Here is a 21,311-nt window from a genome sequence, read left to right as displayed (position 1 = left end):
AAGTTCGGTGGTGACTGAATTTGAGTTGTTTTTATTCTCTTTCAATGCCACGTAATGTAAACCAAAAATCTTTATATTGTGTGTGAAGATGTTGTCAGTGTGAAAGGCAACTCAAGTTCGGTGGTGACTGAATTTGGGCTGTTTTTATTTGTGCCCAGTATTTCCTCCGTTTATTACTTACATCTAATTATTTGCTCATATAAAGCATTTATATAGTAATCCTAAATTTTTTACCTCTTAATTAACTGTATTTATAGTGTTATTTTTTTAACAAAACACGCGAAAAAGTTTAACTCAATTTTACTGATCTTATATTGAACAAAAGATTCTCATTTTTATATCTCAATATTTTAAAATAGTGCCGCAATCGTATGTTTATTTATAAGTGTTAAATTGTGCTTTATGATAGATCTTACTTCGGTAGGTTTATTTTGGCTTAATTTAAAGTTTCCTTGCCAATGAGTAGGAGTGATCTCAATAAAACTAAGCTGTTGGTACATTGCTTCTCGGTGATTTTTTGGTAAATCATTAATGCTCCACATTGGCGTAAAACCTTGCTCAAAATGGCTCGTTAGTTGCTGCATTATTTTATCTTTTTCATTATCGCTTTCAATAATATTTATATTTGCAGTTACTTGTACTGATGAATAAAGCCAACTTGGTAGTGTTTTATTATTGCTATAAGAGGGCGATAAATAACAGTTATCGCCGTTAAATAATAACTTTACTGGCTTTGTATTAAGTTGAGCTAGTGGGTTGTGCTTTGCTACATGGGCAATGAAAATATTACGATCTTCATCAAATAATACAGGCATTTGGCACACATTATTTAAGTTGCTCGAGTCACTTTTATCATTAGGCATTAAAATAGTCGCAAGCGGAAATTGTTTTACTAAAGCGTGTAGCTGCTTAATATTATGTTCTTGAAAATGTGTAGGTGGGTACATTAAAGCTTCTCCTCTAACTGTAATTTAATACTCTGCCAATGCTCGTCAATAATGCTAAATTTTGCAGTGCTTCTGTAACTCCCATTACTAAGGAGTCTGTCTTTATAAGCTATACCTTCAAATCGGGCTCCTAGGCGAGTAATTGCATTTCGAGATTTTTGATTTTGTTTGTGAGTATTAAATGTTATTCGCACTAACCCCAATACATCAAAAGCGTAGCTAAGCAGTAAATATTTACTGTGCGTATTGATATAAGTTCGCTGCCAGTTATCTGATATAAATGTATGACCAATTTCAGCACTTAAGTTATGTGTATCTAATCTAAATAACCGCGAAGTGCCTACAATCTCTTTGCTGGCTACGTCTATAATCGCAAATACAATTTGTTCTTGTTCATTAAATTGTGCACTTGTAGTAAACCATTCCTTTAACAGTTCAGGTGTTTTTGTATAGTTGCTTAATACCCATTCCCATATTTTTGGATGTTGCCCTGCTTTATACAGGCCTTCTAAATGCTCATGATTTAATGGCTCTAATACGACTTTATTTGTTTTACGTATTTTTTGAGTAAACATGTTGCCTCTAAGCTTTGCTATTTACGAGCAACAAATGTACGCTTATTTGGCTTAGTAAAAACAACCAGAATTGTATTTTTAGCTATACCAGTTTTAAGGGAATAACATGCAACCGGTTAATATTAAATTTAATAACCAAAATCAAGCTAAGTACCTACAAGTTGCGGATGCTCTGCGCGGTTCAATTGTAAAGGGGGATATTGCACCAGGCACAAAGCTCAGCTCTGCTCGATTAATGGCGCAAATATATAAGTTAAATCGCCATACAATAATGAATGCACTGCAGTTATTAGTAGCCGAAGGATGGCTAGAGTCGCATGAACGATCGGGGTATAGCGTAACCCAAACACTGCCAATTCAAAGCAGTGTTAATTCAAAGCGCACACCAGCTTTTACACCAAAACCTTATAAATTTGCTACAGAGTTAGCCGTGCCTGTTCCGGCAATGAATTTAAAAGACTACGTATATAATTTCGCAGGTGGACTTCCTGATTTAAATAGCTTTCCCTATAAAGAATTTAAACGCTCTGTAAGTCATATATTTAATCATTTAGATACCAGTAAACTTCATTATGGCGATATAGCTGGAGTGAGTGAGCTAAAAATTCAGATAGGTGATTACTTACATAAAACTAGAAATTTAAAAGTATTAGACTTACTTGTATGTAATGGCTCACAAGAAGCTTTATTTTTAATTTCAAAGGCATTTATAAGTAAAGATGACTTCGTAGCTGTTGAGACTTTAGGCTACCCGCCAGCACGTAAAACGTTTGCTGCTTGTGGCGCGCAATTAATAGATATAAAACAAGATGAATGTGGTTTATGTGTTGATGATTTAAAAGCGCAACTTAAACGATATCCAATAAAAATGCTGTACTTAACCCCGCTACATCAATACCCAACTACCGTTACGCTTTCGCCTACACGGCGCATGCAAATTTATCAATTATGTTATGAGTATGGCGTAATGATTATAGAGGATGATTACGATCACGAATTTCATTATCGCTGTCAGCCATTACAACCTATGGCTGGGGACGATCCCGCTGGGATTATTATTTACTTATCTACATTTTCTAAAATCATGTTTTCAGGCGCTAGAATTGGCTACATTTGCGCAGCCCCTGAAGTATTAGCACAGTTAACCGCATGGAAGCAGTTAATGAATCATAAAAATGATGTGGTTATGCAGCTAGCCGTTGCGCACTTTATGCAAGAAGGTGGATTTGAGCGACACTTAAAGCGCATGACTAAACACTATAAACAACGTTATGAAGCAATGGACAATACGTTAGCGTTACTGCAAGCACAAGGCTCGCCAATAGAATATAAAAAGCCAGATGGTGGCATGGCAATGTGGGTTAACTTAAATAAAAATACGAGTAATATAAAACAAGCGATGCAAAGTAAAAGCGTATATTTACAAGCAGAATCTGAGTTTTACTTTTCTGATTCAGTGAGAAGTTTGATGCCTAAGCAATATAGTTATGTTCGCTTAGGCTTTGCAGGACAATCAACAGAGGCAATGAAACAAGGGCTCAAATTAATAGCTGAATATAAATGACTATTTATTAAAATCATCAGCATTGTAATACAGCGGTTTAAGGGTACCGCAGTTAATAAATTTATAGGTAAGCTCATTTTCAGCTGGGACACGTTTTGAGGTACGAAGCTTTTGCATACACGCATTCACTAAATCGACAAAAATAAGATGGTTATAGCTCGGCGCTTTTTGAATTTTATGAATATAAATACGCTCAGTGCCGTTTAGTGTGATCATGTCGTAGTCTTGCCATTGTGATGATTCACTCAACTCTTTTAGTTCTCTGGCATACAATTGCTTATCTAAGACCAGTTCTTTTTTTGAGTAAATTAAACGACCACCTTGTTGATAATCACCCTCATAAATATCAGCAGTAATTGTAATTTCCTCACCACGCACTAAATGCTGAATATTAAACGCTTGTGGCTTTACGGTGATTAACTCGGCATTTCTAACAAAGCCTAAAAATGCAACATCGGGGTTTCCTATTTTATAAACCACTTGCACATCATTGGGTAAATTATAAGTAGGTAAATTTATTGCAATAATAGAAGAGCCTTGATTAACCAACACCATAGGGTGTTCAGCATTGTAAGCTGGATCGACTGGTGGGAGTGTTAATTTTTCTTCTTCCGCTATTGCAAAGCCACACATGACAATTAGTAATAAAGTAAGTAGTAGGCGCATTATGATCTCAATTAATTTATGAGCTTAAATTGTAGTATAAAGTTTATATTACTTATATTTTTAAACTAAATACTTAGCTCTATATTATTGTTCAGGTGTTGAGTGCAATAACGTTCGTGCCTTTAAATGTAGGTTTGCGTCCTCTGGGTTTGACGTATTAGTCAGCCAAATTATATTGCCTTCTTTATTTACAAACAATGTAGTAGGAGTGCCTCGTATACCTAATTGCTGTGCTATTGCATCGGCTTTTACTGCTGTTTTAAAAGTATAACCTCTGTCGCTAAGGGCTTTAGCGGGAGTGGCATCGTCATCTTCTTTAAAGCTAACAGCAATAACTTTTAAGCCCATATCATCAATTTTTTGAAGTGCTGGCTGCAGCTTTTTACAGTACGGACACCAAGTTGCCCAAAAGTGTAAGACGTAAGGTTGACCTAATAAATCTTGAGTGTTGAGTGTTGACCCATCTGCCATTTGTAAATTTAATGTAGGTAACTTAGGGTATATTTCTTGCGGACTTCCTTCTTGCGAATAGCTTGTAAAGCTTATAAAAATTAGTGCGATGGCAATAAGTAGTTGCTTCATATTACGTTCTTTTTTATTTTATATATTAAATAAGAACGGGAATTTAACATTTTTATTTCAAACTAAAAGCTAGCTGCTTGCTCAACAACAATAGCGTGGCGTTTAGCTAGGCGAAGATGGTCTTTATCGTAGCCGCCGCCTATTACTGTAGCCACGGGTATATTATGCTCAAGGCAGCGTTTTAGTACTAAATGGTCGCGCTTAACTATGCCATCCCAGCTTATATCTAATTTACCTAAACCATCACCTTGCCAAATATCAACGCCTGCATCGTAAAGTACCAAGCTTGGGTTTAGCTCTTTGAGTAAATAACTCAAGGTTTCGTCAACTATAGCGAGGTATTCATCGTCTTTCATATTATTTGCCAAGCCAATGTCTAAATCGCTAGCGGACTTTCTAAAGGGGAAGTTTTTTTCACAATGTATAGAGCAAGTATAAGCATATGCTTGATGCTGCAACATAGCGGCTGTGCCATCACCTTGGTGCACGTCTAAATCAAAAATAAGTACGTTAGTTACTTCACCCGATTCAATTAACGTTTGTGCGGTAAAGGCAAGATCGTTCACCATGCAATAACCTGAGCCAAAATCGTTATGCGCATGGTGTGTACCGCCTGCTAGGTGGCACGCAATGCCATGTTTTAGCGCTAAACGAGCCGTTTGTAATGTGCCTTGAGGGGCTGTAAATGTACGCGCCATAAGTTCTTTTGACCAAGGTAGGCCAATACGACGCATAGCCTTTTCATCTAGGCGATTATTCCACAAGTCGTGTATGTAATTTTCGCAGTGTATTAGCTCAAGCGGCTCTGGCGTGCCGAGTATTGGCTCTACCAGATTATTATTTATCAAACCAAGCTCTGCAACATGCTGATATAAATGTGCAAACTTGCTCATTGCAAAACGATGCTTTGGATCAAAATTAAACGAGTAGTTAGGATGATACACCAAAGGTAAATGTGGATTTAAAGTCATGTTTGCACAAGTTAAAAAGTTTGCACTATGGTAATCAACTAATCCAAATGAGTCTATTGTTGTGTGTCGTGAATCAACATAGCGAGTTCGCGATGTAATAATTCGTCATCCGATAAGTTCAACTCAATTAACCGCTTTAAATAAGTAATACTGTTTATATCAATATGGTGGCATTTTAAACCGATATGATCTGCTTCTACATAGCATACTAACACTTCCATTTTTATTTCTATTTCGCTTTGAGGTAGCATAAAACGTAGTGTTGCATTGGTATTAGTCGTGCCTCTAAATGCATCGCATTTAGTAATTAGCGCGCCATGCAAAGAGACATCGATTAATTTACATGGGTATTGGTGATCATTAAAAATCACCTCTGCATCGGTTGAAAATAAAACGCGAGAGAATTGACGACGATTTTGCATAACTTAATTTGGCCTTATTGTTTTTTATAATAAATTAAGCATAGCGGGTAATTCACTACATGCTAGCAAAGATATACTCCTTTAATGCTGGTGGCATAAAAAAGCCCTGCAAAAATGCAGGGCTTAGTGTTACTGAAATAAATCAGCTACAGTCAATATTAACCAATTTTTTTGTACTTAATACGTTTAGGTTCAGTTGCTGCTGCACCTAGTGTCTTTTTAAGCCACTCTTCGTATTCAGTATAGTTACCATCAAAGAAGTTAATTTGACCTTCGTCGCGGTAATCTAAAATGTGCGTAGCAATACGGTCAAGGAACCAACGGTCATGCGAGATACACATTACACAACCAGGGAACTCTAAAATAGCGTTCTCCAGGGCGCGTAGTGTTTCAACGTCCAAGTCATTGGTTGGCTCATCGAGTAGTAACACATTGCCGCCAGCTTTTAATAATTTAGCAAGGTGTAAACGGTTACGCTCACCACCTGATAGGTCTTTAACAAACTTTTGCTGATCGTTACCTTTAAAGTTAAAGCGACTTACATACGCACGGCTTTGGAACTCAAAGTTACCAATTTTTAGTACGTCTTGACCGTCTGATATTTCTTGGAAAACAGTTTTGCTTTCGTCCATACCGTCGCGGAACTGATCAACAGTAGCAAGGTGCACAGTTTCGCCAACGGTAATGCTACCGCTGTCTTGTTTTTGCTCACCACTGATCATTTTAAACAGTGTTGATTTACCCGCGCCATTCGCACCAATAATGCCCACAATGGCACCTTTTGGCATGCTAAAGCTTAAATCGTCAATTAAAACGCGATCGCCAAAACTCTTACGAAGATTAGTTACTTCAAGCACTTGGTCGCCTAAACGCGGGCCAGGTGGAATAAACATTTCGTTAGTTTCGTTACGTTTTTGGTAATCAGACTGCTGCATTTCAGTAAACTGAGCCATACGTGCTTTTGACTTAGCTTGACGACCTTTAGGATTTGAACGCACCCATTCAAGTTCTTGTGCAATTGATTTTTGACGTGCTTTTTCAGATTTTTGTTCTTGCTGTAAGCGCGCATCTTTTTGTTCAAGCCAAGAAGAATAGTTACCTTCCCATGGAATACCTTCACCACGGTCAAGCTCTAATATCCAACCAGCTACATTATCAAGGAAGTAACGGTCATGCGTTACCGCCACAACAGTCCCTTCGTAATCGTGTAAGAAGCGCTCTAGCCATGCAACCGACTCAGCATCCAAGTGGTTAGTTGGTTCATCGAGAATAAGCATGTCTGGTTTTTCAAGCAATAATCGACATATAGCAACACGACGACGCTCACCACCTGAAAGGTGCTCAATTTTAGCATCCCATTCTGGTAGGCGAAGTGCGTCAGCAGCGCGTTCTAAAACGTTGTCGATGTTATGACCATCGTGCGCTTGAATAACCGCTTCAAGCTCGCCTTGCTCTTTTGCAAGTGCGTCAAAGTCAGCGTCTTCCATAGCGTATTCGTTATACACTTCGTCAAGACGTTTAAGTGCGTGTTTAACTTCGCCAACAGCTTCTTCAACAATCTCACGAACTGTTTTGTTTTCGTCTAAAACAGGCTCTTGCGGTAAATAACCAATTTTTGTACCAGGCTGAGGATGTGCATCACCTTCAAAATCTTGGTCAACACCGGCCATAATACGTAGTAACGTAGATTTACCAGAACCGTTTAAACCAAGCACACCAATTTTAGCGCCAGGGAAAAAGTGCAACGAAATATCTTTTAAGATAGTGCGCTTAGGTGGCACAACCTTAGATACTCGACTCATCGAGAATATAAATTTATCAGGTAAAACCATGGAAGGAGCCTTCAAATAATAATAAAAATTTCAATGTTGTATTGTAGTTGTTGAGTGGTTAAACAGTCAACGAATGGCGAGGAGGAATATATCTTAATCGTTTTTATCTTGTTAAATGTATAGTTTTATTTGAGTGTGCTAACGTATTTAAACCACAGCAAAAATAAGAAAAAATATGACTATACAAAAATTTGCAACAACCATGGCTTTACTCACTCTATTTGCAAGTAATTCTGAGGTAAAAGCAGAAAATTCGCCTTGGCCTGAAATAAGAAAACAAAGAATCAGTCAACTACTTCCACAAGCATTAAAAGCTGCAGATGTAGATGCTTGGCTGATAGTATGTAGAGAAAATAATAATGACCCATTAGCTGATCATATTGGCTGTGAGAACGCAGGGTCGCCAGCGGCTTATTTATTTTATTTTGACAGAGATAAGTTTCATTCTGTTGCTTACTCACCTTCAAGTGAAGCAAAAGCGTTAGATGAACTCGATATACATGAAAAAGTTATATCTGTTCCCCGTAGCGTGTCAGCATTAAAATACGCTGCTGATTTTATAAAAAAACAATTATTCCGTAACATTGCAATTAATGTATCTGACCTTAACGCGGAGGCAGATGGGTTGTCGCATTCGCAGTATAAACAGTTAGCCAGTTTATTAGGGCCTGAACAAACAGCTAAGCTAATATCCTCTGAAGAAGTGGTTTATCAATGGCTTTCAATTAAATTACCGGCTGAAGTTGAAATAATGAAAGAAGCGGCAGCGCTCTCTGCAAAGTGGCAGCTAGAGGCATATGAAACTATTATTCCGGGCAAAACCACCGATGCAGATGTAGCCAAGCTTTTAAAAGCTAAAATGAAAGCGCGAGGCGTGACCGATGCATGGGCTGCAGAGCAAAACCCCAATGTAAACTCAGGCCCCGACCGAGGGCATTCACACTCTACAAATAAAGTGATTATGCCTGGTGATGTGATACAAATTGATTTTGGTGTAAAGCTCTACAACCGCTGGGTAAGTGACATTCAGCGTTTTGCTTATGTGCTTAAAGAAGGAGAAACCTCAGCACCGGCCAATATTCAGCAATATTGGATTAACGCAAGAGACAGCGGTTTTGCCGCATTTAATGCAATGAAGCCCGGCGTAAAAGGCATAGACGTGGATCAAGCTCAAACCGTATTAATGAATAAATACAACTCAGAGCCTGTGCCATGGAGCACCGGCCATCCAGTAGGGTATGTTGCACACGACACCGGCCCTAACTTGGGGGGCTCTCGTAGTGCGCAAGTAAGGCCTGCGTCACAACGTGAACTTAAAGAAGGGATGGTGTTTGCCTTTGATGGTTTTTTAGTTGGCCTTTGAATAACACCGAGTTTAAAACCATTTCGGTTGAAGAAATGGCTGTAGTAACAGCCAGCGGGGCTGAGTACTTGATACCACCTCAACAAAACTTAATTTTAGTGGGTAAAAATTAACAGGTAGTGCTAGGTGTATTTATATTCAGTACGATAAGTTAAGTGTTTATAGGTAGGCTTAACTTATCATTCATCAAACAGTTTATTCACAGTGAATAAATTTCATTTAGACATCTATACATCTAGAGGTTGATATTTTTTACTTTCAGTTCATAATTAAGCTTCGGTTTTTATGAGCAGGAGTAAAGTATGCCAATTACAGTAAAAGACGAGTTGCCGGCAATTGCACGTTTACGTCAAGAAAACGTATTTGTAATGCCAAAAAGTCGTGCAAAAACGCAAGAAATACGCCCAATGCGTTTGGCTATTTTAAACTTAATGCCTAATAAAGTAGAAACTGAAGTTCAGTTTATTCGTTTGCTTGCCAACTCGCCTTTGCAAGTAAATGTAGAGCTACTGCGCCTAGACACTCACCGCAGCAGCAGTAATTCAGAAGAGCACCTTGATACCTTTTACCGTTATTTTTCTGAGGTTAAAGACAACAATTACGACGCATTAATAGTAACTGGCGCGCCACTTGCCCATTTAGAATACGACGACGTAGCATATTGGGATGAGCTAAAGGTCATTATTGATTGGGCTGAGCAACACGTTACCTCTACGTTATTTTCTTGTTGGGCAGCGCATGCAGCGTTATATCACCGTTACAATTTAAAGCGCGATTTAAAAGACGATAAACTGTGTGGCGTATTTACCCACCAGTGTTATTTTGATCACGGTGCACTGACTCGCGGATTCGACGATACCTTTTTGGTACCGCACTCACGCTACGGCCACATTGATATAAATAAAATAAACGCCTGTGATGAGCTAGTTGTACTGGCAGGTTCTGAGCGAGTAGGGGCTTACTTACTTAAAAATAAATCGGGTAGCCAAGTGTTTATAACCGGTCATCCTGAGTACGACGCCGACTCGCTAAAAGCAGAATACGAGCGCGATTGTAAAAAGAGCCCTAATGCACCAAAACCCGAAAATTACTTTCCGGATGACGATGCAACCAAACAACCTTCAAAAACGTGGCAAAGCCATGTCTTTTTTACTTTTTTCGAACTGGTTAAATTACTACGTGTACCAAACCACACCGTATGATATTAATTTAGTTAGCCAAGACGTGAGGACTAACAACTATGCCGAATAACGCTCCTACAAATAATAAGCAAGCCGAAATAAGCGCCGCATTAAAAGAACGCATTTTAATTTTAGATGGCGCTATGGGCACCATGATCCAAGATCATAAGCTAGAAGAAGAAGACTATCGCGGAGAGCGTTTTAAAGACTGGCATGTATTAATTAAAGGCAATAACGATTTATTAAGCCTAACCAAGCCCGATTTAATCACTGATATTCATCGTGGTTTTTTATCAGCGGGCGCCGATATTATCGAAACCAACACGTTTAACTCGACCACTATTTCGATGGAAGATTACGACATGGCAAGCCTAAGCCGTGAAATAAACCTAGAGTCGGCTAAATTAGCACGCGCCATTTGTGATGAATTTACGGCTAAAACGCCAGAAAAACCGCGCTATGTAGCCGGTGTTTTAGGGCCGACATCTAAAACGTGTTCAATTTCGCCAGACGTAAACGATCCGGGTTACCGAAATGTCACCTTTGATAAGCTGGTTACTGCGTATATTGAATCAACACTTGCATTAATGGAAGGCGGCGCCGATTTAATACTAATCGAAACTATATTCGACACTCTTAACGCAAAAGCCGCCTCGTTTGGCGTAGAAGAAGCCTTTGAGCAAGCAGGACGTAAATTACCAGTTATGATTTCGGGTACTATTACCGACGCCTCTGGTCGTACGCTTTCGGGGCAAACAACCGAAGCATTTTATAATTCTATTCGCCATATTAAGCCTATTTCGATTGGTTTAAACTGTGCGCTTGGTCCTGATTTACTGCGCCAGTATGTAGAAGAGTTGTCGCGCGTGTGCGAAACGTTTACATCGGTACACCCTAATGCGGGCTTACCAAATGAGTTTGGTGAATACGACTTAGAAGCGGACGATATGGCAACCGAAATTATCGATTGGGGTAAATCGGGCTTTATTAATATAGTAGGCGGATGCTGTGGCACCACGCCTGCGCATATTCGCGCTTTTGCAAAAGGTTTAGCGGGCGTTAAACCACGCCAACTACCAGAGCTTGAAGTACGCATGCGTTTATCAGGCCTTGAAGCCTGTAACTTAAATTAAGGAGCCAGCATGACCCAACAAATAGCAGTATTTACTAATGTCGGCGAACGTACCAATGTAACGGGTTCTGCCATGTTTAAACGTTTAATCATGGAAGAAGACTTTGAAGCCGCACTAACAGTGGCACGCGAACAAGTAGAAAACGGCGCACAGGTTATTGATATAAACATGGACGAAGCCATGTTGGACTCAAAAGCCGCCATGGTTAAGTTTTTAAACTTAATAGCCTCAGAGCCTGATATTTCTCGCGTACCAATTATGGTCGACTCCTCAAAATGGGAAGTAATAGAAGCAGGCTTAAAGTGTATTCAAGGCAAGGCAATTGTTAACTCAATATCGCTAAAAGAGGGCGAAGAGCCATTTATTCGCCAAGCTAAAATAATAAAGCGCTTTGGTGCAGCCGCTGTTGTAATGGCGTTTGATACCGACGGGCAAGCCGACACGGCAGACCGTAAGTTCGCAATATGTGCGCGCAGTTATAAAATATTGGTAGAAGACATTGGCTTTGCGCCAGAAGATATTATATTCGACCCTAATATATTTGCCGTAGCCACAGGTATTGAAGAGCACGACAACTACGCCGTAGAATTTATTGAAGGCACACGCCGCATTAAGCAAAATTTGCCGCACTGTAAAGTGTCGGGCGGTGTATCAAATGTATCGTTTTCGTTTAGAGGTAATAACCCCGTACGTGAAGCTATTCACTCGGTGTTTTTATATCATGCCATTCAAGCTGGTATGGATATGGGTATTGTAAATGCGGGGCAACTAGCCGTTTACGATGATATACCAGAAGAATTACGTAAAGCCGTTACCGACGTAATACTTAACACCGACTCAGGCGCAGGCGAGCGTTTAGTAGAGCTTGCACCAAAATATTCGGGTATGGCGCAAGCCGAGCGAGTAGAAGATTTAGAATGGCGCACATGGCCTGTTGCAAAACGCCTTGAGCACGCGCTTGTTAAAGGTATTACTACCTTCATAGATGAAGATACCGAAGAATGCCGCGCCGCAGCAGCTAAACCTATTCACGTAATTGAAGGGCCGTTAATGGACGGCATGAACGTAGTAGGCGACTTATTTGGCGCAGGTAAAATGTTTTTACCACAAGTTGTTAAATCGGCGCGCGTAATGAAGCGAGCCGTAGCCTACCTAGACCCATACATTGAGCTTGAAAAAGAAGAAGGCTCAACTAATGGTAAAATAGTAATGGCGACCGTAAAAGGTGACGTACACGACATAGGTAAAAATATTGTGGGTGTTGTACTGCAATGTAATAACTATGAAGTAATTGACTTAGGTGTAATGGTACCGGCTGATAAAATACTGCAAACCGCAATCGACGAAAAAGCCGATATTATTGGATTATCGGGCTTAATCACCCCATCGCTTGACGAAATGGTACACGTAGCAAAAGAAATGAAACGCCGTGGTTTTGAACTGCCGCTACTAATTGGTGGTGCTACTACTTCTAAAGCGCACACCGCAGTAAAAATTGAGCCGCAATATGACAAAGGCGTAGTGTATGTAAGTAATGCCAGCCGTGCGGTAGGTGTAGTATCTAATTTATTATCAAAAGAGCATAAGCCTGGTTTTTTAGAAAAAACCCAAGCTGAATATGTAAAAGTACGCGAGCAACAAGCGCGTAAAAAACCACGCTCTAAGCCTGTTACTATTCAGCGTGCCCGCGATAACGCAGCAAAGCTTGATTGGGATAACTACACGCCGCCAGTGCCTAAAAAGCTTGGCGTGATCGAGTTTAAAAACGTATCTATTGCCACTTTGCGTAAATACATAGATTGGACGCCATACTTTATGACGTGGTCAATCGCCGGTAAATACCCGCGCATAATGACCGACGAAGTAGTAGGCGAGCAAGCGCAAAGCTTATTTAAAGACGCTAACGACATGTTAGACGACCTTGAAAAAGCAGGCAGTTTACAACCACTTGGTGTAATTGGTTTATTCCCGGCTAACCGCGTTGGGGACGACATAGAAATATACACCGACGAAACACGTAAAGAAGTATTAACTACTTCGTGCCATTTACGTCAGCAAACCGAAAAAACCGACTTTGCTAATTATTGCCTAGCCGACTACATAGCACCCAAAGGCACACCAGACTATTTTGGCGCGTTTGCAGTAACGGGCGGTTTAGAAGAAGACGACTTAGCAAATGCGTTTGACGCACAGCAAGACGATTACAACAAAATAATGATTAAAGCGGTTGCCGACAGACTCGCAGAAGCGTTTGCAGAATACCTGCACGAAAAAGTACGTAAAGAGTATTGGGGTTTTGCACCAGACGAAAACCTAGCAAACGATGAGCTAATACGCGAAAACTACCAAGGTATTCGCCCAGCGCCAGGTTACCCAGCGTGCCCAGAGCACACCGAGAAAAAGAAAATTTGGCAGTTGCTCGACACCGAAAAACGCATTGGCATGCAGCTAACTAGCTCGTACGCCATGTGGCCAGGTGCTGCTGTTTCAGGTTGGTACTTCTCACACCCAGAAGCTAAATACTACGCAGTAGCAGCAGTACAAAAGGATCAGGTAGAAGACTACGCTAAACGAACCAATATGACGCTTGAAGAAGCTGAACGTTGGCTGTCACCTAACTTGGGGTATGATCCGGAGTAATAGCGAAGCGGTCAGTTTTTAGCTATCAGTAAAACAAAAACGAGCCAAGATATGCTCGTTTTTTTATATAATTGAAAAGATGTAAAAATTGGTTCATATGTATTCAGAGTTTATTTAGTATAAGTAGTAATAAAAAGCTGAGCAACGTGATTTTTATTCAGGAAAATATTCCTTTCTAAAAATAATAGGATTATAGATTAAATGAAGTTTTATCATTACATGGATGAGGTATTTGGCTTAAAAAACTTATCAAATAGGAGGGTTAAGGCCTCAACTTTTGACAATTTGAATGATCCTTTTGAGTTATTAGGTATCGAAACTAGTACACCTTATATACGTGCAAGCTTAAATAGGATGAAACTAGATGTTTCAAGAAAATTTGGAATATTGTGCTTTAGTAAAATTTGGTCAAACCCTGTTCAGTGGGCTCATTATGCTAATAATCACAAGGGCATATGTGTGGAACTTGAGCTATCTAACAAAGAGGATGCTCAAGAGGTAAAATATTATTCTGAAAGGTTTAAAAGTAATTTAATAGATGATCGAAACTTCCCACTAAAGTTATTACTTTCTAAATTCAAACATTGGGAATATGAAAAAGAATATAGAACAATTCGGGACCTTAATAACTTTGAAAAAGAAAATGATCTTTATTTTCAGCCATTCAATGAGGATATGAAACTATCTAAAATAATTATTGGATGCCAGTCAAAGTTAACTAGAAGCGAGCTAGAGAAGTCCCTCTGCATTCAGGATAGAGGTGTTGAAATTATATATGCTAGAGCTGCTTTCAAGTCATTTAAGATTGTTAAGCATCAGAATAAATAAAGGACTATAAATGAAATATCTAAGCTACATTCTACTGTGCCTACCACTACTTTTCACATCACACATATTTGCTCTTGAGCAAAAGTATCACGAGAGTGTTTTACCTGTTATTACTGCTTTTAAAACGCATGATAAGCCTGCGATTGCAGCACTTATTCGTTACCCATTAAAACGACGATACCCGATACCTGACATTAAAGATGAGGCTGAGTTTATTAACCGCTTTGATGAAGTATTTAATGATGAGCTAGTGGCAGTTATTGCCAGTTCAAACATTGACACCGATTGGGATAAAGTAGGTTGGCGTGGCATTATGCTAAAGGGCGGCGTTATGTGGGTTGATACCGAAGGTAAAATTATTGCTGTAAATACACAAAATACTAAAGAGCAGACACTTGCAAAAAGCTTAATTGAACAAGGTAAGCAATCCTTGCACGCAAGTATCAATACTTTTGAAAAACCAGTACTCGATTGGAAAACGGCTAACTACCATATTCGTGTTGATGATTTAGGCGATGGAAATTACCGTTATGCAGTGTGGGGTATTAATAAAAAGCCAAGTGACAAGCCTGATATGGTTTTACTAAATGGCGATATTACATTTGAGGGCAGCGGCGGGAATCATCACTATACGTTTAAAAATGGTCGTTATAGTTATGTGCTACAAGTAACCATTATTGGCTGCGATACATCACCACCAGGTTGGCTTGAAGTTTATAAAGACGATGAGCGATTACTATTTGAAGATGTTATAAGCACTCATTAATGTATGTTTTAGTATGCTTGATAATGTAGATCTGTTTTTAACAGTAAAACGTTCTAATAATTAGTATTTTTATAAAACAGATCTAAGTGGTAGGCTAAAAGTAGTAAGTATAAAATAGTAAGTAATTAAAAATAGTTCTCGCGCAACAAGGAACCGTCCTTTAAAGCGCTTTGCCAAGGAGTTTTGTATGATTACGCTTACCATTAATGGTAATAAACATGAGTTTTCTGGCGATCCGTCAACGCCAGTATTATGGTATCTCCGAGACGAATTGAATTTAACCGGACCTAAATTTGGCTGTGGCATGGCGCAGTGTGGTGCGTGTACCGTGCATATTGATGGGGTAGCTCAGCGCTCGTGTGTATTACCTGTAGCGGCAGTAGCGGGTCTTTCAATTACTACAATTGAAGGGCTAAGCGAGCAGGGCGACCATCCAGTGCAACAAGCATGGATAGAGCATAAAGTACCGCAGTGTGGTTTTTGCCAGTGCGGCCAAATGATGCAAGCTGCAAGCTTATTAGCTGCAAACCCAACCCCTACCGACGATGAAATAGTAAGTAATATGTCGGGAAATATTTGCCGTTGTGGTACCTACCCGCGCATTCATAAAGCAATTAAATCAGCCGCTAAAACAATGGCGAGTGTTCAATATTTTGACCCAAATGAACAAGGGGAAAAAGTATGAACCAAGATAACAAATACTTTGATTTAAACCGTCGTAAGTTTTTAAAAACCAGTGCAATAGGTGCGTTGGTACTCGGTACTTATTTTGTAGGCAGTGCGCCAAGAGCGATTGCTGGTGTGTTAGAACAGCCATCTGAGCTGGCAAAACGCGCAAACTTATTTATTGCACTGCGCCCAGACGGCATGGTTGAAATAACCTGTCACCGCTCTGAAATGGGCCAACAAATTCGCACCGCGATTGCACAAATAGTTGCCGATGAAATGGAAGCCGCGTGGGATAAGGTTATTGTTATTCAGGGTAAGGGCGACCCTAAATACGGCGATCAAAATACCGATGGCTCGCGCAGTATTCGTTATAACATGCAGCGCCTGCGTGAAATGGGCGCAAGTGTGCGTTACATGATGCAGCACGCTGCCGCTAAGTATTGGAAAGTTGACCCACAAACCTGTACAGCCAATCAACACGTTGTTACACACAGCTCAGGTAAATCACTTACTTATAAAGATTTAATCGACTTAGCGCTTACAATAACGCCACCAGAAGCTGACAAACTAACACTTAAAACCCGCAAAGAATGGCGCTATATAAATACCGGCATGGCGCACATAGATTTAGCCGACTTAGTAACAGGCAAAGCAATATTTGCAGCCGATGTACGCGAACCACAAGCGCTGGTGGCTATAATTGAACGCCCGCCAGTAGTAGGCGGTGTTGTTAAGTCATTTGATGCCAGTGCTACAAAAGCGGTAAACGGCGTTATAGATGTTATTGAAATACCTGCACCAAAAGGCGCACCGCAGTTTCAGCCAAAAGGTGGAATAGCGATTATAGCTAAAAACACATGGGCTGCATGGCAAGGGCGTAAGGCATTAAAAGTAGTGTGGGATGATGGCAAAAATGGCGATTACAATTCAGAAGAATTTAAAAAGTCATTATTAAAAACAGTACAAACTCCACAGGCAAACATACGTGATAAAGGCGATGCTATGGGCGTGTTAGCTAAATCGAGCAATAAACTCGTAGCTGATTATTACGCGCCGCATCTTGCTCAAGCACCAATGGAGCCGCCTTGTGCCACAGCTATGTACAACAAAGACAGTGTTGATATATGGGCTGCTACGCAAAATCCACAAGCCGATATGAAAACAGTGGCGGCAATGCTTGGCATGGATGAGAGCAAAATTAATGTTCACGTTACCATGTTAGGAGGCGGGTTTGGGCGTAAGTCAAAACCTGACTTTTCAGCAGAAGCAGCTTACCTTTCAATGAAAGTAGGCAAACCTATTCGTGTACAATGGACGCGTGAAGACGACATACAACATGGTTTTTACCATGCGGTTTCGGCTCAGCACATTGAAGCATCGCTAGATAAAAATGGCGCAATAGAATCGTATTTACATCGCACCGCGTTTTCACCAATTACCTCTACCTTTTCAGAAGGGGCGACTACGCCAGGAAGCTTTGAACTGCGCTTAGGATTTACCGATAACCCTATTAACACGCCTAACATGAAGTTAGAAAACGGTGATGCACAAGCCAAAGCACGAATTGGTTGGATGCGTTCTGTATCAAATATTTTTCATGCCTTTGCTATTCAGTCATTTATTGGCGAAGCAGCGCACAAAGCTGGTCGCGACCAAAAAGACTATTTACTGGACACTATAGGTCCGAGTCGCATTGTTGATGTAACAGAGCAAAATGCCACATACGATAATTACGGTGGCGATAAAGCGGTTTATCCTTTAGATATTGGTAAGTTACGCCATGTTATTGAAAAAGTAGCTGACATGAGTAAATGGGGTCGAGAACTTCCTAAAGGTCGAGGTTTAGGCATTGCAGCACATAGAAGCTTTTTAACTTATGTAGCGACGGTAGTTGAAGTAGAAGTGTCGGATGCTGGCGATTTAAAAGTGATTAAATCGTGGGTTGCCATTGATGCGGGTACGGTTGTAAACACCGACACCGTTAAAAACCAAACCCAAGGTGGCTCTATTTACGGTATTACAACTGCAATCAGCGATGGTATTACCTTTGATAAAGGCCGTGTACAGCAAAGTAACTTTCATGATTATCGCGTACCGCGTATGAGCGACTCACCTTTAGAGGTAGAAGTTGAAATAGTACAAAGTGATGCACCACCAGCAGGAGTAGGCGAGCCGTCTACACCAGTTTATGCGCCAGCATTATGTAATGCTATTTTTGCCGCGTGCGGAAAGCGTATTAGGCAGTTACCGATTGGTAACCAATTAAAAGCGTAGCTAAATAACCTACAGCTTAAACAAAAAAACCGCCAAATGGCGGTTTTTTAGTAAGTTAGCGATTAATGAGTTTTTTCAAACTCATCAACTTCACGCTCTGCTTCTTCTTTAGATTTACCATACTGCTGCTGGATTTTACCCACTAGCTCTGTACGGCTACCTTCAATTTTGTCTAAATCGTCGTTGGTAAGATCGCCCCATTTTTGTTGAGCCTTACCTTTAAGTTCTTTCCAATTACCTTTCATACGATCGCTGTTCATAAGTTTATCCTTACTTTAGGTTAGTGAATTGACTGTCAGTTATGAATTAGCAAGCCTTGTACCAAGAGATAATAATGAGTTTATTGTTCTTATTATCAGTTGGTTATATTTTTATGTTAGGTGGTATTGTTTTTGGTGTTGAGTTTTTATTAAAAATTATACATAGCAGTCTGTAATTATTTCTTAATTTTACTATTAAATATTTTATCTGATTTTATTTTTAAAAACATAATGTTAGGAGGGGTAGGTATAATTACCTATTTACTAATGGCTTATATAGGTCAATAGTTCTACTTGAAGTATGTATGAAGTATATACAATTAACCCCTAGGATTATTAGTATGAAAAAAATGAATAAACATATATTCACTTTAAGTGCGCTTACCATATTAACCGCGTGTGGTGGTTCTGAGCAAAAAGAGCAGCCAATACTCGATGCTGTTAATTCATCGCTTGAGTCTGTTTCACCTAAGCTTGTTGTGACCCAAGGTGTGATCACGGGCTTTGGCAGTATTTATGTTGATGGTGTTAAGTACAATACAGACACAAGTAACATAATGAAAAATGGTTTAAGCACTCAATTAAGCGCGCTTAGTGTTGGTATGAAAATTAGTTTTTCAGCACAAGAAAATGATTCAGGCGAATGGATTGCCCAAGATGTTGAATACGATACCGAAATTGAAGGCACTATACAAAGTATTGACCGCAGCACAGGCCAACTACTGATAGCTAATACGGTTGTCTATTATAACGACCTAACTCACTTTATTGACACGTCAGAGGCGCTCATTAGTGTGGGTCAAAGGGTTGAAATAAGTGGTTACCCGCAAGCAGATGGTACTTTTTTAGCGTCGTACATTGAGGCCGATACGGATGTAAATAATGACGATTATGAATACACGGCAGGCATTGTGTCGAATTTAGATGAAGCCGCATTACAGTTTACTATTAACAATGTAGTGATTGACTACAGCTCAGCCGTACTTGATGGCTTATTGACAAACGATACCTACGTAAAAGTAGAGGGTAATTTACTTGGCGATGTTATGGTGGCAACAGAGGTTGATGCCAGAACAGTTAAAGAGTCATTAGATGTTGATGACGATAGCGTACTACGATACGAAATCGAGGGGTTAATTACGCAAATCAGCGCAACGTCTATGGGGGTTAATGGTCAAGTTTTTGACTTTGCAGATAATATTGACGTTGAAGGTACATTACTTAATGATTTAACCGTGGGTATGTTTGTTGAGGTTTACATTAATAACAATCAAGTCACTTCGGTTGAACTAAAACGCCCAGACTACTCGTCAGACGGAAAAGTAAAAGGCATTATTGAAGATATAGATTCTGTTAATAAAACGATTACTGTTAATGGTGTGGTATATGCAATTAACGAATTTAGCCGATTTGAAGACGATGACGAGCAATACTTTAATTTTGATTCTTTAAATATTAACGATTACGTTGAGATAGCTTATTTGAACACGTCGCCGCTTTTAAGTGTTTTAAAAATAGAAAAAGAAGATCAAGACGAATATAAGCAAGAATGGGAAATGAAAGGGCAGGTAACTGCTATTTTAAGTAATTCAATCACAGTTAACGGCGCTGAAATACAGCTAGATGCCAATGCAAAATACATTATTAATGATGTATTGGTTTCGTTAGAAACGTTTTTAGCACAGCTTGTTGTGGGTGATCGTGTTGAAATTGAAGGTCAATACGATGCAAATAATGTGTTTGTACTTGGTAAAGTTGAACTTGAGAATGATGACGGTGATGACGGTGATGACGGTGATGACGGTGATGACGGCGATGACGGCGACAATGGCGACCATACCGGTGGCTATGTTGAATTTGAAGGAACAGTCACTGAGCTTTTAACTGCAAACAGCTTTATGATTAATGGCTATGAAGTACGACTCTCTGCAAATGCAGAATTAGAGCTTAATGACCGAGATGTAAATTTAACAACCTTTATGGCGGCATTAACTGTTGGCAGTATTATTGAAATTGAAGGTCAATGGGTCGATAATCAATACATACTTGCCTCTGAGGCTGAGCTAGAGTAATTAGATGTACTATAATAACTAAGCCACATTATTGTGGCTTTTTTAATGGCTGGGTGAAAATGCACAAAGACAAACTGATTTCTTTTACATTAATTTTAATCGTTATTTTTAAATTGATTGATTTATCAATAGATATTTTAAGCAATGTGGAACCTGTGCATATTTGGCAAGAGATCATGTTAATTGTGTTATCGCTAGCCTTGTTCGTTTATTTGATGATTGATATTCACAGGCGTACTACCAATGAAAAGTTAAATTTGGCACAGTTAACGGTTTCGAAAGAAAATATTAGGCTACTTAATCAGCAATTAGAAAATTCAAAAGTCGCATTTTTTAATGAAATTAAAATGCAGTTCCAAAAGTGGGGATTAACGGCGACTGAAAAAGAAATTGCACTATTGTTGATAAAAGGATTATCAACATCAGAAATTGCTAGCATTAGAAAAAGTACAGAAAAACTAATAAGTAATCAATCATCTGCTATTTATAAAAAAGACAGACGTATCTGGGAGACATGAGCTGGCAGCCCTCTTTTTTGAGATGTTACTTTAAGGGATTTTAAAATT

General features: G+C 39.5%; 18 protein-coding genes and 1 pseudogene. 11 read left to right on the top strand and 8 right to left on the bottom strand.

The window, feature by feature from the left end; all coding sequences use genetic code 11:
• Positions 1-350: 350 nt before the first annotated feature.
• Both P20652_RS11250 and P20652_RS11255 read right to left on the bottom strand, forming a co-directional pair.
• Positions 351-947 (bottom strand): FMN-binding negative transcriptional regulator, encoded by a 597-nt coding sequence (locus P20652_RS11250; protein WP_008167924.1) that lies wholly within the window; start codon positions 945-947, stop codon positions 351-353.
• A complete protein-coding gene (locus tag P20652_RS11255) occupies positions 947-1,522 on the bottom strand; it encodes a GNAT family N-acetyltransferase (protein ID WP_008167922.1) in 576 nt (191 codons plus the stop codon). Before P20652_RS11255 ends, P20652_RS11250 begins: the two co-directional genes overlap by 1 nt.
• A 106-nt stretch (positions 1,523-1,628) precedes the next feature.
• On the opposite strand from P20652_RS11255, the gene P20652_RS11260 reads away from it, so the two are divergent.
• Positions 1,629-3,086, top strand: a complete 1,458-nt coding sequence (locus P20652_RS11260; protein ID WP_008167921.1) for a PLP-dependent aminotransferase family protein — start codon at positions 1,629-1,631, stop codon at positions 3,084-3,086.
• Here the strand turns inward: P20652_RS11260 and P20652_RS11265 are convergent, their stop codons facing one another.
• The 5 genes from P20652_RS11265 to ettA all read right to left on the bottom strand — a co-directional run bounded on the left by P20652_RS11265 (position 3,087) and on the right by ettA (position 7,559).
• Entirely contained in the window at positions 3,087-3,752 is a 666-nt protein-coding gene (locus tag P20652_RS11265; RefSeq protein WP_008167919.1) for a hypothetical protein, read from the bottom strand. It abuts the gene before it with no gap.
• An 84-nt stretch (positions 3,753-3,836) separates the two neighbouring features.
• Positions 3,837-4,334, bottom strand: coding sequence for a TlpA disulfide reductase family protein (locus tag P20652_RS11270; RefSeq protein WP_008167917.1), 498 nt, complete (start codon positions 4,332-4,334; stop codon positions 3,837-3,839).
• Positions 4,335-4,396: 62 nt separating this feature from the next.
• Entirely contained in the window at positions 4,397-5,305 is a 909-nt protein-coding gene (locus P20652_RS11275; RefSeq protein ID WP_008167915.1) for a histone deacetylase, read from the bottom strand.
• 53 nt (positions 5,306-5,358) lie between these two features.
• Positions 5,359-5,727: a PilZ domain-containing protein gene (locus tag P20652_RS11280; protein ID WP_008167912.1), complete on the bottom strand. Its 369-nt coding sequence runs from the start codon at positions 5,725-5,727 to the stop codon at positions 5,359-5,361.
• A 158-nt stretch (positions 5,728-5,885) separates the two neighbouring features.
• Positions 5,886-7,559, bottom strand: coding sequence for an energy-dependent translational throttle protein EttA (gene ettA / locus P20652_RS11285; protein ID WP_008167910.1), 1,674 nt, complete (start codon positions 7,557-7,559; stop codon positions 5,886-5,888).
• 175 nt (positions 7,560-7,734) lie between these two features.
• On the opposite strand from ettA, the gene P20652_RS11290 reads away from it, so the two are divergent.
• The 8 genes and pseudogenes from P20652_RS11290 (at position 7,735) to P20652_RS11325 (ending at position 18,413) form a co-directional block, all read left to right on the top strand.
• The gene (locus P20652_RS11290; protein ID WP_008167907.1) at positions 7,735-8,922 is read left to right on the top strand and encodes a Xaa-Pro peptidase family protein; all 1,188 of its coding nucleotides are present in this window, start codon (positions 7,735-7,737) and stop codon (positions 8,920-8,922) included.
• Positions 8,923-9,224: 302 nt separating this feature from the next.
• A pseudogene (gene metA / locus P20652_RS11295) lies at positions 9,225-10,173 on the top strand (homoserine O-succinyltransferase).
• Positions 10,163-11,236 (top strand): homocysteine S-methyltransferase family protein, encoded by a 1,074-nt coding sequence (locus tag P20652_RS11300; RefSeq protein WP_008167901.1) that lies wholly within the window; start codon positions 10,163-10,165, stop codon positions 11,234-11,236. The pseudogene metA and the gene P20652_RS11300 overlap by 11 nt, the downstream one beginning before the upstream one ends.
• Before the next feature lie 9 nt (positions 11,237-11,245).
• Positions 11,246-13,876 carry a methionine synthase gene (metH, locus tag P20652_RS11305; RefSeq protein WP_008167899.1) on the top strand — a complete coding sequence of 877 codons (2,631 nt, stop codon included), beginning with the start codon at positions 11,246-11,248 and terminating at the stop codon, positions 13,874-13,876.
• A 201-nt stretch (positions 13,877-14,077) separates the two neighbouring features.
• On the top strand, positions 14,078-14,704 hold the full coding sequence (locus tag P20652_RS11310) for a DUF2971 domain-containing protein (RefSeq protein ID WP_008167897.1): 627 nt from the start codon (positions 14,078-14,080) through the stop codon (positions 14,702-14,704).
• Between the two features lie 10 nt (positions 14,705-14,714).
• Positions 14,715-15,470, top strand: coding sequence for a hypothetical protein (locus P20652_RS11315; RefSeq protein WP_008167895.1), 756 nt, complete (start codon positions 14,715-14,717; stop codon positions 15,468-15,470).
• A 187-nt stretch (positions 15,471-15,657) separates the two neighbouring features.
• A complete protein-coding gene (locus P20652_RS11320; RefSeq protein ID WP_008167893.1) occupies positions 15,658-16,155 on the top strand; it encodes a (2Fe-2S)-binding protein in 498 nt (165 codons plus the stop codon).
• Positions 16,152-18,413, top strand: coding sequence for a xanthine dehydrogenase family protein molybdopterin-binding subunit (locus tag P20652_RS11325; RefSeq protein ID WP_008167891.1), 2,262 nt, complete (start codon positions 16,152-16,154; stop codon positions 18,411-18,413). The genes P20652_RS11320 and P20652_RS11325 overlap by 4 nt, the downstream gene beginning before the upstream one ends.
• Positions 18,414-18,475: 62 nt before the next feature.
• On the opposite strand, the gene P20652_RS11330 is transcribed toward P20652_RS11325, so the two are convergent.
• Positions 18,476-18,673 (bottom strand): CsbD family protein, encoded by a 198-nt coding sequence (locus tag P20652_RS11330; RefSeq protein WP_008167889.1) that lies wholly within the window; start codon positions 18,671-18,673, stop codon positions 18,476-18,478.
• A 341-nt stretch (positions 18,674-19,014) separates the two neighbouring features.
• On the opposite strand from P20652_RS11330, the gene P20652_RS11335 reads away from it, so the two are divergent.
• The gene (locus P20652_RS11335; RefSeq protein ID WP_008167885.1) at positions 19,015-20,745 is read left to right on the top strand and encodes a DUF5666 domain-containing protein; all 1,731 of its coding nucleotides are present in this window, start codon (positions 19,015-19,017) and stop codon (positions 20,743-20,745) included.
• A 59-nt stretch (positions 20,746-20,804) separates the two neighbouring features.
• Entirely contained in the window at positions 20,805-21,263 is a 459-nt protein-coding gene (locus P20652_RS11340) for a response regulator transcription factor (protein WP_008167883.1), read from the top strand.
• Positions 21,264-21,311 lie beyond the last annotated feature (48 nt).

This window comes from Pseudoalteromonas sp. BSi20652, from assembly GCF_000239855.1.
In the GTDB taxonomy this organism is placed as follows: domain Bacteria; phylum Pseudomonadota; class Gammaproteobacteria; order Enterobacterales; family Alteromonadaceae; genus Pseudoalteromonas.
The sequence above is the reverse complement of the archived record's forward strand: the minus strand, read 5'-3'. Positions and strand labels throughout refer to the sequence as shown.

Excerpts from the sequence above, each read along its gene's own strand:
- P20652_RS11250 (WP_008167924.1), bottom strand. The coding sequence starts at position 947 with ATGTACCCACCTACACATTTTCAAGAACATAATATTAAGCAGCTACAC.
- P20652_RS11255 (WP_008167922.1), bottom strand. The coding sequence starts at position 1,522 with ATGTTTACTCAAAAAATACGTAAAACAAATAAAGTCGTATTAGAGCCA.
- P20652_RS11260 (WP_008167921.1), top strand. The coding sequence starts at position 1,629 with ATGCAACCGGTTAATATTAAATTTAATAACCAAAATCAAGCTAAGTAC.
- P20652_RS11265 (WP_008167919.1), bottom strand. The coding sequence starts at position 3,752 with ATGCGCCTACTACTTACTTTATTACTAATTGTCATGTGTGGCTTTGCA.
- P20652_RS11270 (WP_008167917.1), bottom strand. The coding sequence starts at position 4,334 with ATGAAGCAACTACTTATTGCCATCGCACTAATTTTTATAAGCTTTACA.
- P20652_RS11275 (WP_008167915.1), bottom strand. The coding sequence starts at position 5,305 with ATGACTTTAAATCCACATTTACCTTTGGTGTATCATCCTAACTACTCG.
- P20652_RS11280 (WP_008167912.1), bottom strand. The coding sequence starts at position 5,727 with ATGCAAAATCGTCGTCAATTCTCTCGCGTTTTATTTTCAACCGATGCA.
- ettA (WP_008167910.1), bottom strand. The coding sequence starts at position 7,559 with ATGGTTTTACCTGATAAATTTATATTCTCGATGAGTCGAGTATCTAAG.
- P20652_RS11290 (WP_008167907.1), top strand. The coding sequence starts at position 7,735 with ATGACTATACAAAAATTTGCAACAACCATGGCTTTACTCACTCTATTT.
- P20652_RS11300 (WP_008167901.1), top strand. The coding sequence starts at position 10,163 with ATGCCGAATAACGCTCCTACAAATAATAAGCAAGCCGAAATAAGCGCC.
- metH (WP_008167899.1), top strand. The coding sequence starts at position 11,246 with ATGACCCAACAAATAGCAGTATTTACTAATGTCGGCGAACGTACCAAT.
- P20652_RS11310 (WP_008167897.1), top strand. The coding sequence starts at position 14,078 with ATGAAGTTTTATCATTACATGGATGAGGTATTTGGCTTAAAAAACTTA.
- P20652_RS11315 (WP_008167895.1), top strand. The coding sequence starts at position 14,715 with ATGAAATATCTAAGCTACATTCTACTGTGCCTACCACTACTTTTCACA.
- P20652_RS11320 (WP_008167893.1), top strand. The coding sequence starts at position 15,658 with ATGATTACGCTTACCATTAATGGTAATAAACATGAGTTTTCTGGCGAT.
- P20652_RS11325 (WP_008167891.1), top strand. The coding sequence starts at position 16,152 with ATGAACCAAGATAACAAATACTTTGATTTAAACCGTCGTAAGTTTTTA.
- P20652_RS11330 (WP_008167889.1), bottom strand. The coding sequence starts at position 18,673 with ATGAACAGCGATCGTATGAAAGGTAATTGGAAAGAACTTAAAGGTAAG.
- P20652_RS11335 (WP_008167885.1), top strand. The coding sequence starts at position 19,015 with ATGAAAAAAATGAATAAACATATATTCACTTTAAGTGCGCTTACCATA.
- P20652_RS11340 (WP_008167883.1), top strand. The coding sequence starts at position 20,805 with ATGCACAAAGACAAACTGATTTCTTTTACATTAATTTTAATCGTTATT.